This is a genomic window from Actinomyces bovis, assembly GCF_900444995.1.
GTDB lineage: Bacteria > Actinomycetota > Actinomycetes > Actinomycetales > Actinomycetaceae > Actinomyces > Actinomyces bovis.
Window position 1 is genome coordinate 808,133 of sequence record NZ_UAPQ01000001.1, and the last position, 12,782, is coordinate 820,914.

General features: G+C 67.7%; 11 protein-coding genes and 1 tRNA gene. 3 read left to right on the forward strand and 9 right to left on the reverse strand.

Translation table 11 applies throughout. The annotated features are described in order from the left end of the window. Positions 1–13 precede the first annotated feature (13 nt). From DR039_RS03385 to DR039_RS11465, 6 genes are all read right to left on the reverse strand, one after another. A complete protein-coding gene (locus DR039_RS03385) occupies positions 14–466 on the reverse strand; it encodes a hypothetical protein (protein ID WP_126622323.1) in 453 nt (150 codons plus the stop codon). 63 nt (positions 467–529) lie between these two features. After that, positions 530–985 (reverse strand): D-aminoacyl-tRNA deacylase, encoded by a 456-nt coding sequence (gene dtd / locus DR039_RS03390; RefSeq protein ID WP_111835955.1) that lies wholly within the window; start codon positions 983–985, stop codon positions 530–532. Further along, positions 985–1,362 (reverse strand): DUF2516 family protein, encoded by a 378-nt coding sequence (locus tag DR039_RS03395; RefSeq protein ID WP_111835956.1) that lies wholly within the window; start codon positions 1,360–1,362, stop codon positions 985–987. The genes dtd and DR039_RS03395 overlap by 1 nt, the downstream gene beginning before the upstream one ends. 149 nt (positions 1,363–1,511) lie before the next feature. After that, complete coding sequence (gene ygfZ, locus DR039_RS03400) at positions 1,512–2,909, reverse strand: CAF17-like 4Fe-4S cluster assembly/insertion protein YgfZ (protein WP_111835957.1); 1,398 nt, start codon at positions 2,907–2,909, stop codon at positions 1,512–1,514. Then, positions 2,909–3,631 (reverse strand): FABP family protein, encoded by a 723-nt coding sequence (locus tag DR039_RS03405; protein WP_111835958.1) that lies wholly within the window; start codon positions 3,629–3,631, stop codon positions 2,909–2,911. Before DR039_RS03405 ends, ygfZ begins: the two co-directional genes overlap by 1 nt. A gap of 181 nt (positions 3,632–3,812) precedes the next feature. Further along, positions 3,813–5,003: a tellurium resistance protein TerC gene (locus DR039_RS11465; protein WP_229116752.1), complete on the reverse strand. Its 1,191-nt coding sequence runs from the start codon at positions 5,001–5,003 to the stop codon at positions 3,813–3,815. Positions 5,004–5,100: 97 nt separating this feature from the next. Between DR039_RS11465 and DR039_RS03415 the strand changes: the two genes are divergently transcribed. After that, entirely contained in the window at positions 5,101–5,769 is a 669-nt protein-coding gene (locus DR039_RS03415; protein ID WP_111835959.1) for a winged helix-turn-helix transcriptional regulator, read from the forward strand. Between the two features lie 323 nt (positions 5,770–6,092). Here the strand turns inward: DR039_RS03415 and DR039_RS03420 are convergent, their stop codons facing one another. The 3 genes from DR039_RS03420 to DR039_RS03430 all read right to left on the reverse strand — a co-directional run bounded on the left by DR039_RS03420 (position 6,093) and on the right by DR039_RS03430 (position 11,909). Further along, positions 6,093–7,136: an NUDIX hydrolase gene (locus DR039_RS03420; RefSeq protein ID WP_407641267.1), complete on the reverse strand. Its 1,044-nt coding sequence runs from the start codon at positions 7,134–7,136 to the stop codon at positions 6,093–6,095. Positions 7,137–7,227: 91 nt separating this feature from the next. Continuing rightward, positions 7,228–9,693, reverse strand: coding sequence for an RNA degradosome polyphosphate kinase (locus DR039_RS03425; protein WP_407641268.1), 2,466 nt, complete (start codon positions 9,691–9,693; stop codon positions 7,228–7,230). A gap of 1,508 nt (positions 9,694–11,201) precedes the next feature. Next, positions 11,202–11,909 carry a hypothetical protein gene (locus tag DR039_RS03430; protein ID WP_111835960.1) on the reverse strand — a complete coding sequence of 236 codons (708 nt, stop codon included), beginning with the start codon at positions 11,907–11,909 and terminating at the stop codon, positions 11,202–11,204. Between the two features lie 227 nt (positions 11,910–12,136). Between DR039_RS03430 and DR039_RS03435 the strand changes: the two genes are divergently transcribed. Together DR039_RS03435 and DR039_RS11470 are read left to right on the forward strand one after the other, a co-directional pair. Beyond that, positions 12,137–12,210: transfer RNA gene (locus DR039_RS03435), tRNA-Lys, on the forward strand. A gap of 360 nt (positions 12,211–12,570) precedes the next feature. Next, positions 12,571–12,782 (forward strand): MerR family transcriptional regulator (locus tag DR039_RS11470; protein WP_229116753.1); only part of this gene is annotated, 212 nt, incomplete at its 3' end.

Here is a 12,782-nt window from a genome sequence, read left to right on the forward strand (position 1 = left end):
TGGAAACTCAGGTCTATTGGGGGTTTTCTGCGCGCTGGCACAGGCCCCGCAGCATGCCATGACTCATCAGCCGCGCCACCGGCCGGGCGGCCCACACCGATGCTGCCGCCAGGCGACTGCGGGGTTGGTAGCGCTCACGTACCAGCAGTCGGCAGCCAGTTTCAGCGCTGGGTGCGAGCACAAAAGCCCAGCTGAAGTCGAAGTCCATGGTGGCTGCGGGGGCTGTCTGTCCGCCCTCAGAGGAGAGGACCAGGCAATGGTCGGGTTCCATGCGGGCCACACCGAGCGCCACCTCCGGGGCCAGGAAGACCTGATCGCCAGTCTTGAGGTGCTGCCAGCGGGGTTCAATCCGCTGCGCATTGTGGATGTCCAGACCGGCCAGCCGCTCCAGGCAGTTGAGGAAAGTGGCACGAAATGCAGCACTTTGAAGCTCGCGCACGTTGATCTGGCTGACGAGGCCTTGCAATTCCAACGTTTTACTGCGGGAGGTCCGAGCCGGGCAGCTCAAAGTGCTGCATTTTGGGACAGATTAAGCTTCCACCAGGATCGTGACCGGGCCGTCGGCCTCCATGGCAATGCGCATTTCGGCGCCGAAGCGCCCCGTCGCCACTTCCAGGCCCCGCTCACGTAGCGCCGCCACCACTGCCTCCACCAGCGGTTCCGCCACTGGGCCCGGAGCCGCCTGGTTCCAGGAGGGACGACGCCCCTTGCGCACATCGGCATAAAGCGTGAACTGGGAGACCACCAAAACCGGCGCCCCCAGATCAGTGACACTTGCTTCATGCCCCGGCTGGTCCCCGTCGGGCCCCGGGCCGTCAAAGAGACGCAGCTCAGCAATCTTGCGGGCCACCGTGGCCACCTGCTCGGGGCCGTCATCGTGCGTGGCGCCCACCAGGGCTAGCAGCCCCGGGCGGGTGATCTCCCCCACCACCTCCCCAGCGACCAGGACGGCGGCGTGGTTAACCCGCTGCAGCACTGCGCGCATTAGCGCCGCCAGCCGCGGTCGTCGGGGCGGGACTGCCCGTCGCGACGAATCGGGCGGATCGAGCCGCGCACCTTCACCGGGGCATAGAACTTTAGGGCGGGGCGCACGTCAGTGAGGTAGACGGCGGAGGCCACACAGCCAAACAGCCCAAACATGGAGCTGAAACCGGTCAGGGCACACACCGCCAAACCTGCCGCGGTGACCGCCACCCAGAAGGTTTTAGTGCGCTTATCCGCTGCCACAAAGTGCGCGGCGGGGCGCATCGCGGCGTCAATCAGCGCCCACAGGCCCAGGCCAATCGCGGCCAGGCTTACGCCGGACCAGATATAGCCGACTGCTACAGCGACCCAGTAGGCAATGAGGTTGAGGATGCTCACGCGCTCACTCTATAGGTCGTGACCGTGTGCCTGGCAGGGACCACACCCACGCCCCCACTGACTGCTTGTGGCAAGCCAACTGAGTCAAGCCCCCGGAAAGTCCGCAACCGCCCGGGGTTTCTCCTGCCCCGCAGGCCACTCAAAGCCGCTCAGCGCAACAGGCCCGGGCGGGTGGCGGCTACCGGGCGCAGTCCCGCACCCGGGCGCTCCTGTGGGGAAACTCTGGCCTTGCCCTCCACCGAAACCAGTGGCTCCTGCGCAGCAGCAACCACGAGCCCCACAGCCACCCCCGGCACGGGCTCATCCCTAGCAGCCCCACCGTCCTTCGCACCGCCCGCTTCCGCGCCAGCCGGCGCCACCTCCACCAGCAACTCGGCCTCCAGGGGTGTGTTGCGACGCAGCAGGGCTAGGGCGATGGGCCCCAGTTCGTGGTGCTGCGCCACGCTGGTGACCACCCCAACTGTCCGCTCCCCCAAGCGGACAGTGGCCCCCGCAGCAGGTAGCTCGCCCCCCAGGCCGTCGAGTTGCAGGATGCTCAGGCGGCGCGGTGGCCGCCCCAGATTCAGGGTGCGAGCCACCGTCTCCTGCCCGGGGTAGCAGCCCTTGGAGAGGTGCACGGCTGTGCGCAGCCAGTCAAGCTCATTGGGGATGGCCCGCTCGTCCACTTCTTGGGCCAGCCGAGGCCGCCCCGCCTCAAGGCGCAGCGCTTCCCAGGCTAAGGCTCCCGCCAAACCACGCCTGCCAGTGGAAGGTGTCGTGGGCTGCGGTACCGCCGGCATCCCAGCAGCCGCGGTACCACCGGCAGCAGACACCCCAGTACACGCCTCACCACGCTCAGCCTCTGCCGCCACGCCAGCGCTCGCAGCACTGGGCGCTGTTCCAGCCCCATGCAGGAAAGCCTGAGCCACCTCAAGCACAGCGTCCGCGCGCACCAGCACAAGCCCAGCAGCCCAACCCTCGCCGGGGTGTTTGAAGGGCCGCTCGGGACTGCCCAGGCCGACGTCGTAGGCAGTGCCCCCCTCAACCACACCCGGCCAGGGGTCCTGCCAGGTGCCGACCAAAGCACCGACCACAAGCGCCGCCGACTCGAGCGCCTGCCGCCCCTGGCCCATGGACCCCAGGACGGCTAAGTCCTCGCGGGGCAGGACCTCCACGCGCAGCATGAAGCGCATGGAGTCCAGGAAATCTGCCAGGCCCGGTCCGCGCCCAGCGTCGGTGAGCAGGTAGGTGGCGGTGCCGTCATCTAGGGCGGCGTAGGCGTGGCGAATCCGCCCCTGGGCGTCCAGGATCAGCGCTTCTACGCCCGGGTGCTCGGGGTGGAGCGCAGTGTGCACTTGACTGCTCAAGGTGGTCAGCCAGCTGAGGCGGTCAGGGCCGCTCACAGCGACGACGTCGCAAGCCAAAGCGGTCACTGCGCGCCCCTCCAGCAGCGCCGCCTGCTCGCGCAGCGGGGAGCCAAAATGCGTCGGGACGGCGGCGTCAGCCAGGCCCTCGGCATTGGGGGCGGCTATGGCCCCGGGCCAGTCCAGCAGAGCTGAGCGGCGCATCAGGCGGTGGGGGCGTTGCCCGCCCCGGCAGTTGTTCCCGCCCTGGTTCCCGCGGCCGTCCTGTCAGCAGGTTCAGCCCCAGAGGCCTTCCCCCTGCTAGCCCAGTTGCTGGCACCTGCCTCGGCAGTCTCCACCCGTCCCAGGCGCCCAGAAGCGTAGGTGCTCAACTCCTCCGTGCCGAAGGCCGCCAAATCCTGGGTCCACATCAGGTCCCCAGCCACCAACCCGAACATACGGGTCATCTCGCGCACCTCCGCAGCAGTGCGGGTACGGCCCACAGCCTGCGTGCCCACCTGCGCGCGCGGCCCCTGAATCCAGCCCTCCCACACGGCCACATGCCCAGCCGGGTCAGTGCTCACGAGTTCCAGAGAGGTGATGGGCGTCTTGGTGTCCGCGTCATCTGGGTCGGGCTGCTTCTGCCCGACGGGCCGCCAATAGGCCGTCTCCGTGGACCAAATCTGGGCGCGCGCCAGTTTGCCCGCTCCCTCCAGGCCCGGCATCTCAAAGTCCAGATTCTCTGAGCGGCTGGCATCCACCGTCCAGATAGTGGTGCTTTGGCGCATATAGGGGCCGCCGTCGTGATCAAAGACCATCTCCTGGTATACGGCCTGCTCGGGCACCGCCTCCCCGTAAGTGAGGATGCCATAGCCCCGCCAGGTGCCGATCAGCCAGGCAAGTGGGTAGATCTCCGGGGGCAGTTCCGTGTCAAGAGTGAAGGCCATGCGCTCAGGCTATCGGCAGGCACTGACACGAACCAACGCCAACCCCTGCGTTGCCCCGGGCACCAGCCTGATCTGCCACGCACCCGCCCAGAACTCACCGCACATTCAACGACGACGCCGCGCACCCGCCAGTCTCCCGGCGCCATCGGTGCTCGCAGCGCCCCAAAAGCACTATCCGGCCTCAGCCAGCGATGAAGGAGCCCATGAGCCGGGCAATCGCATAAGCCGGGGCACCTGTGACCAGCACCGGCACCACCGCGCTAGCAACCGCAGCCCGCCCGCCTGGAACCCAACGGTGCGTCCACAGGATGCGATTGGCAGCTGCCATAAGAATCCCCGCGGTAAAGCCCACCACCAGGCAGGCCGCCGCGGTCTGCATTGCCTCCGCCGTCGCCACATGCGCCGGTCCAAAGAAGCCGGTAACTGCCAGCACACCGCCCATAACGGCAGCTGCGATGGTTGGCACCACCACGGTCAGGATTTCCAACACCACGGCGCGCACCTCCAGCAAAGTCAGCAGCGCACCCAGCAGGAGGCAGATGGCGCAGGGCACGATCACAGAGGGGTCGGCCAGCCCCTCAGCTAAGGCGGCCCAGCCAGCTCCAAGCGTCATAATCAGGCAGCCGGTCACATTCGCGGACAGGTCCTCCACCAGCTCCTCCCGGCCATTCCCCCTGGTCATCTGCGCCACGAAGGCCGCCAGCACCGACAGGGCCATAACCAGCCCCGCTATACCGAAGTCCCCAGTGAAGGTCACCGCGATGACGGCCACCCCGCCAGTGCCCGCCAGCAGAATCACCGAGCGCAGGTCGTGGCGGGTGCGGGTAAGCGCAGACCAGCCCTGTGCGGCCAGCAGCACCAGCAGGATTACCAGGCCCGAACGGACCCACCCGGGCAGGGCGGAAGTAGCCGCCAAAAGCATGGGGGCGATCCCGGCGAAGGCCAGCCGAGTCCAGGCAGGGTCCACGATTCCCGGCTCGGGGGCGCGGGCGGCACCGCGCCGGGTGCCGTGGTCCGCTGCGGTAACTAAGCGAGCGGGCTTGGGATCGCGGGGTGAGCTAACCCGGCGAGATGACCTAACCGGCCGCACCTCGCCGACCGCAGGGGCGCCACTGGCTGGGCGCGAGGCGTCACTGGCCGGGCGCGCAGCACCTACCTTAGAGGCCGCACTCGCTGCACTAGAGGCACTCGCTGCGCTAGACGCACTTGCCGCACCGGCTTTCCGTACCAGGCGGACCGAACTGGCCGCAGCGGCGCCGCGAGCCGCAGGGTCCTGGCGAGCCGCAGGGTCCGGGCGCGCCGCTGAGACCGGGCGGGCCGCAGAGGCCGGGGGCTTGGCGGCGTCGGGCTCGGCTGGGGTCGGCTGCTTCATGTCCACATGCCGCATCGTCGCATACGCTGACGCAACGATTGTGGTTCACTGGTCCATATACCGCTTGGACCGGCCAGGAATAGACAAAGGAGCGGCCGTGCGCATCATCATGCTCACCCGTGATGCCGACACCTCCTCAGTCCTACCTGCGGCCTCCTTCCTGGACTCCCCCGTCACCTGTCTGCCCCCAATTCCCGCCTCTTACACCGCCACGGAGGAGGCCGACGTCGTGCTGGTGGACGCCCGCCAGGACCTAGCCCGCGCCCGTGCCCTGTGCCAGCTGCTCGCCGGCCCCATCGAGTGCCCCCCAATCCTGCTGGTGCTTGACGACGGCGGCGCGGCGGCTGTGCAAATGGACTGGGGTGCAGCGGATTTCATCATGTCTGGGGCCGGGCCTGCTGAGCTTGCTGCGCGCCTGCGCCTGCTGCGCCCCGCCGTCGTCACTGAGCCGCCTGCCGCCAATGGCAACCGCCTGGAGGTCGGGGACCTGGTGATTGACGTGAATGCCTACACGGCGCGGTTGCGCGGTCAGGTCATTGACCTGACTTATAAGGAGTTTGAGCTGCTGAAGTACCTGGTGTTGCACCAGGGGCACGTGCTCACCCGCGAGACGCTGCTGGACGAGGTGTGGGGTGAGGACTACATCGGTGGGGCGCGCACAGTGGACGTCCACATTCGGCGTCTGCGCGCCAAACTGGAGATGGATCACGACCTAATTGGCACTGTGCGCAACGTGGGTTACCGGCTGGACCCGCCTGGGGATTAGGGGAATTAAGCGTCTGCACGCAGCTCCATAGCGTAGGCGCTGTTGGCGGGCGGAGCAGCCTCAGGTGGGGCCGGGGCGCAAGCACAACCGGCGGGCCGTACAATTGGCGACGACGTCGGGTCGTGACGGGCCCCGGGCTCCAAATAAAGCCGCCGCGAGCGGCATTCGCGCCGACTGGCGCTCTCCGGCCCGACGTCCTCAACCTTCTCCCCGCGCAGCCCCCTGCCCCCTCCAAAGTGGCGTTTTCGCACGCAGGGCGCGGTGGCAGCACAGCCCTGGCGCAAAAACGCAGGTTCCACGGGGAAAGCAGCGGCGCCGGGTCCTCAGCGGGACTCTGGGAGCACCGGGCGCTGTTTCTCAATCGCCACGGCCCGCATCCGCCCCCGGGCACTGCGGGCCAGATGCAGCACCATCACCTCACCGGTTTTCAACCACGGGTCCAGGTCCGGCACCACCCGCAGCAGCCGCCCCGGAGCGTGCTCAGCCACCACTTCCATCACGGTCGGCAAACTCGGCCGATGCAGGCAGACCGCCACTGCCTGCCCCGCGCCGTCGACAAGCTCCTCCAGCAAGGCGCCCACCGCCTCCGGGGCTGCCGCATGCGCCTGTTCGGTCAGCTGCTCCTGCAGCTCAGCTTCCAGCCCAGCGGCCTGCGCATAAGGTTCCACCGTGTCCAGGCAACGCCGCCAAGGGCTGGTGATTACGCGGGCGACGCCGTAGGCCGCCAACACCGGCACTAGGGCGCGGGCCCGCTCCACGCCCTGCTCAGTCAGTGGGCGGGTGGGTTCACGCTCCTGCGCCTCCTTCACCGCGCGTTTCTTGGGCCGGTTCCACACGGGACGTTTGACGGCCCGGGCGTGGCGTACCAGCACCAGGGCGCGCGTAGCCAACTTGGAGTCCTCCCACAGATCTACTAGCTGTCCCAGGAGCTCCCGGTCGGCTGGGTGGCTGAGCCGCGCCCGGGCCTCCTTGACACCCATCCACTCGACGCCGTCGATCTCCTTGGTGGAGGCCGGTTTGAAAGCCGCACGGGCCTGCCGCGCCGGGTGGCCAGCGGGGAGCTCTTGGGCAGCCCAGTAGCGGACTTCTTTGCGGCGCCCATCAGCCAGCGGGTAGCGGGCGGTGTCCAGGGGCGGGCCTAGGACGATCTGTATTCCGGTTTCCTCAGCCACCTCCCGCACAGCACAGCTGCGCAGGGACTCACGCTTATCCAGCTTGCCTTTGGGGAAGGACCAGTCCTGGTAGCGGGGGCGGTGCACTAGCAGCACCTCTAGCTCGTCAGCGGTCTCCCGCCACACCAGCGCTCCGGCAGCCAGCACCAACTGCTTGCTGCGCGACACTGGGGCGACGACGGAGCGAGCGCGCAGCAACTGGCCACCGCCTGGCAGCTCGGCTACCGGAGCGGCTTCGGCCACCGGGGTGGCGCCTCCTCCGTTGTGTTTGTTTGACAAGGTGGGCTCAGCGAGCGTCGGCGACGCGGCGGCGGGCCTGCGACATGAGGGTCATCTGGATGTCCTCCAGAGGTTGGCCTGCGGCGTCATGGGAGACGCGCTTCCAGGAGCCGTCGGGCTCCAGGTGCCAGGAGGAGACGGCGTCGGAGGCTGCATGGGTGACCAGCCATTCCAGTTCCCGCAACATGGTGGGATCGGTAATGCGCACCAGGGCCTCCACGCGGCGATCCAAATTGCGGTGCATGAGGTCTGCGGAGCCGATATAGAGGGTGGTGTCGCCGTCGTTGCAAAAGGCGTAAATGCGGGAGTGCTCCAGGTAGCGACCCAGGATGGAGCGAACTTTGATGTTCTCGCTCAGGCCTGGTACTCCGGCACGGATCCCACAAATACCGCGCACCACAATATCCACAGGCACTCCGGCGCGGCTGGCGCGGTAGAGGGCGTCGATTAGGCGCTCGTCAATGATGGAGTTGACCTTGATGCGTACCCAGGCGTCCTTGCCAGCCTGCTTATTGGCAATCTCCTGCTCGATCAGCTCCAGCAGGCCGTCGCGCAGGGAGCGCGGCGCCACTAGCAGGCGGCGGAAGCGGGCGCGTGGGGCGTAGCCGGAGAGCTGGTTGAACAGCGTGGTCAGGTCTTGAGCCACATGACGGTCAGCGGTGAGCAGGCCTAGGTCCTCGTAGCCGCGGGCGGTTTTGGGGTGGTAGTTGCCGGTGCCAACGTGGCAGTAGCGGCGCAGCCCATCCTCCTCCTGGCGCACCACCAGGCTCAGCTTGCAGTGCGTTTTTAGGCCCACCATGCCGTAGACGACGTGCACCCCGGAGCGTTCCAGTTTGCGGGCCCAGCCGATGTTGTTTTCCTCGTCAAAGCGGGCCTTGATCTCCACGATTGCGACCACCTGCTTGCCGGCGTCGGCGGCCTCGATGAGGGCGTCAACGATCGGCGAGTCACCACTGGTGCGGTAGAGGGTCTGCTTGATGGCTAGGACGGCGGGGTCGGCGGCGGCTTGCGCAATGAACTCCTGCACGGAGGTGGAGAAGGAGTCGTAGGGGTGGTGCAACAAGACGTCGTGCTCACGCACCTCCGCGAAGATATCCCCGGCGCTGGCGGACTCATGGGCGGCCAGGCCTGAGGCGGTGACCGGCACGAAGCGCGGGTACTTCAGTTCAGGGGCGTCCAGGTCGTGCAGGATATTCAGGCATTTGAGGTCCAGGGGGGCGGGCAGGGCGAATACATCTGAGTCATTCAGGCCTAGGGCGCGCACCAGATAGCGGCGGGCGAAGGAACTGATGGTGTCCTCTACCTCCACGCGGACCACGGCACCGAAGCGGCGTCGCTCCAGTTCCTTCTCCATGGCCTTTAGGAGGTTCTCGGCATCGTCCTCCTCCACTTCCAGGTTTTCGTTGCGGGTGACGCGGAAGGTGTGGTGTTCAATCACCTCCATGCCAGGGAAGAGGTGGTCTAGGTGCTGCGCAATCACCACCTCCAGGGGGATAAAGGCCTGCCCTTCCAGATCCTTTACGCCCTCCGGGACGGGCACGGGGATGAGGCGAGGCAGAGACTGGGGAACTTTCACGCGCGCGAAGTGCTCTTTGCCGCTCTGGGGGTTGCGCACGATTACGGCCAGGTTTAGGGAGAGGCCGGAGATGTAGGGGAAGGGGTGGGAGGGGTCTACCGCCAGGGGCGTGAGCACGGGGTAGATCTGGTTGCGGAAGTAGCGGGTTAGGCGGTCGCTGAGCTCAATATCTAGGTCTTCCCAACCGATGATCTTGATGCCGTGGCTGGCCAGGGCGGGGCGGATCTCGTCGCGTACTAGGGCAGCCTGGCGGGCGGTGAGTTCTTGGGCGCGTTCCGTCAGGCGGGCCAGGACCTGGTGGCCGTTGAGGCCGGAGGCGCGTACGGGGGTGATGCCTGCGGCAATGCGCCGCTTCAGCCCGGCTACGCGCACCATATAGAACTCGTCCAGGTTGGAGGAGAAGATTGCGGCGAACCAGGCACGCTCCAGCAGTGGCAGGTCGGGGTCTTCGGCTTGCTCTAGGACGCGCTCGTTGAAGTCCATCCAGGTGAGCTCACGGTCGGTGAAGCGCTGTTTGAAGGACTCCAGCGGCGGCAGCGACGGCGGGGTGGCGACGCCGGGCGTGGCGGCAGATGTAGTGGCGCCGGGTGCGGTGTGCGCAGTTGCGGTGGAAACGGTCTCCGGTGAGGTGGCGACGCCGGGCGTGGCGGCAAGCGCCATGTCCTCGGTCGGCGCGGCAGTACAGACGCCGGAAGCAGTAGGCCGAGTGGGCTGGGCGTCCTCGGCGCCCTTAGCCTGACCGTTTCGCGCAGGTGCGGCGTCCTTAGTCGGCGTGGTGCCCTCGGCCTGCACAGCGGAGTCGGTGGACTCTGTGTTTTCAGTGGCCTCGGCAGCCATAGGCCCAACCGCCTCAAGCTGCGCGGCAGGCCCGGTGGGCTCGACCAGCGCAGCAGACATCGCCGCCGCAGGCTCAGTGGGCTCAGCCAGCCCAGCGGCCAGAGCTGCGCCCTCGGCCTGAGCGGTGGACTCAACCTCCACCGGCGTCTCCCCCTCGGCCGTGACGCTCTCAGCTTCGGCCTCCGACGCGAGGGCGGTCGCAGGGGTCTCCCTCAGGGAGGCAGCGGACTCCGCCGCCGCGCCGGTAACTCCAGTCTCCTCAACCTCTGCGTCGGCCTCAGGGGCCAGCTCGGCCAGGTATTGGCTCTCCTCAATGCGGGGCACAAAGCCCGCCGGTCCTGCGGCCTCAACCTCGGCGCTCGCCTGGGCGCCGTCCGGGCCTGCGGCGTCGGAGTTCTCAGTCGACTCGGCAGCTACCCCCTCAGCCAGGGCAAAGCTGGGGCGGGCGGCGGCGGGGGCCTGTGCTTGTGGGTCCCGAATGTCTTGCCCGGCGCTGGCGGCAGCCAAGACGTCATCGATGCTGGCGGCGCCGTCGGCGGCAGTGAGCTGCGCGCGAGCAGCGGCCCGGCTGAAAACCACGGGGCGGCCGGGAACGACCAGCGCGCCGCCGCCAGAAAAGGCCAAACGCGGGTTGAAAGGCTCGTCATCCAGGGGGCCGTCCAGCAGGGTGGGCCGTGGGCGGTCGCTGTTAGCGGGAATGCCGCTAGGGGGTGTGGGAGTGCCCAGGCTGGCGACCGGGGAGGGGGCGGCCACCTCGCGGTTGGGCTCACCCTCCTCCTTGGGCTCTGCAAAGTCCTCGTCCTCGTACTGCGGACCCGAGTCATCGGTGAAGTCGCGCGGGTCGAAGGACTCAATAATGTGCTCCTCCACCACGGGCTCCTCGGCGAGCGGCTCAGTGAAGGCGGGGGTGCCAGCGGGCTCCACCTCAATGGTGGCTGGGTCGGCCTCAGGATCAACCACGCTTATGTCCCCTTTTAGCACTCCGGCTCCGGCGGCGACGGCGTCCAAGGCTTCGCTCTGCAAGACCTCGCCCTGCGGGGTGACGCTCTGCGGCGGCTGGTTCTGCGGGGTCTCGCCCTGCAGGGTCTCGCTCTCTGGGGTGGCGGGCGCTGCCGCCTCCGACTTCCCGGAGGCTTGGAGTTCCTCGGGGAGAAGCTTGACGGTCTTCGCTGTCGCCGCACTCTGGGCGGCAGCCAGAGCTTCGGCAGCCTGCGCAGCGGGCGGCACACTGGCCGCACTGGCCGCTGTGCTGCGCGGCGAACGCACCTGCGCAACCGCCCGTTTGTATGCGCCCAGCCAGTCACCGGCGACGCCAGGCCGCTGGGCCGCTGGTTCGGCAGTGCCCGAAGGTTCAGGCAAGTTGGGCGTGGTGTTGGCGTCGGAGCTCGTCATACTCCAATCGTGGCACGTCCAGGTGAAGTTTTGGGGGCCAGTGGAGACGAAAGTCCTTGCGAACCGGCCTCAAAGCAGGCTGACCCGGGGAGCGTCCACGGAGACCAGTCTTCCCCGCCAACACCAGACTTAAGCCCGGCTGGCCTAGGTGACCGGGCAGTTGGCACGTGACCCGCCTAGTTGAGCGCCCCGACCTGCACACGGCGGGCGGCGTCGGCAAGCTCAGCAGCGGTGGCTAGCAGGGCGGAGTCGCGGCGGGTGACGCGGTCGGCCAGCTCATCGGCGTCGTCTTCAATCCAAGTGTCTTGGGAACCGGCGGCGAGCGCGCGCAAGAATCCGGCAGCCAGCAGGCAGACGGGGCCGACGGCCTGCACGCCATTGGCTTCGCCGCGCATGAGGGCGTCGATGCGCTCGCGGAGTTGCTCGGGGGCGGGGACGCGGTGGGCTTCGCAGATGGCGGCGTCTAGGCGGGCGAGGGCTGGGGAGTCGGCGGGTTGGTTGCGCAGGTCGATGGTGGTGGCGTAGCGGGAGGCGACGAGTTTTGGGTCGCGGCGGATCCACTCGCGCAGCAGGAATAGGCGCCACAGGGTGCCGGGGAGGGTGCCAGCTGGGCTGTCGGCCCAGAGTTCGGCCACCTCATCCACGCCCTGGGAGGCGACGGCGACGACCCCAGCGCGGGTCACGGCCAGGGGCTCGTGGTCGGCGTTATTAGGGGTGGGGTTGGTGGTGGAAGCAGTGTTGGTGGGCGCGGGGGCGGCGTCGGCACCGATGAGGAGCTGGGCGGTGCGGTGGGCGAGTTCAGAGGTGGCGGCGATGTCGGCTGCGCCTTCAATGGACTCCGCGAGCTCGGGGTTCAGGCGGGCGGGACGGTGGAACTGGCGCATAGGGCCATTAAAGCGTGCTCGCCTGAGCGACGGCGGGGCGGCTTTTCTCACTGTTGACGGCGTGCGTGCGGCCTGGCGGAGGCTGCCAGGAGCGCCGATTCGCGCAATTGCAGGGTTTTATGGCGGGCGCGGGCGACGACGTCGAGTCGCACAGTCAGCAGCGCCAGCTTGGTGGTAAGGCGAAGGGGCGCGAGTATGGCTATGCTAGGGCCCGCCGCTTGCGGCACGCCCCCTTAGCTCAGCTGGTCAGAGCTGCGGACTTTTAATCCGAAGGTCGTGGGTTCGAGCCCCACAGGGGGTACCTTGGCGGGCACGTACGGCGCTGGCTGCCACCCGTCCGCCGTACGGGTCGGGTACAGGTCGGCGACGTCGACTCCGCAGGCTGCCGCAGTGATGGCGAGATCACCAGCGGTCCAGCGGACCTTGCCACGCAACCGGTTGGACACGCTAGGTCCAGGGATGCCAAGGAGTTCACCCAGACGCGCACGCGTAATCCCATGCGCAAACAGGTGCTGTTGCACCGTAAATCCCACGGCACCGTCAAACCCAGAGAGGGCCGGGACGGTAGGGCTCTGACTGCTCATGCAAAGAGCATAACGAACGTAGCGACACGTTACAAGTAGTTGTTGACACTCTGATCGTCGCGCGCGACGATAGCGATATGACCGTAACTTCACGACACGATCATGATGACGTGCTATTGACCGCGTCAGAGGTCGTAGAAGCGTTCCCAGAAGCAGACTTCACCGCACAGACGCTGCGCCGCTGGGCGCGCGAAGGATGGGTCGCATGCGTGCGCTACCCGTCCGGACGGCTGAAGTTCCGACGCAGAGACATCGAGGCTCTGCTGACGCCTTCGGCTGGGGTGAGTGC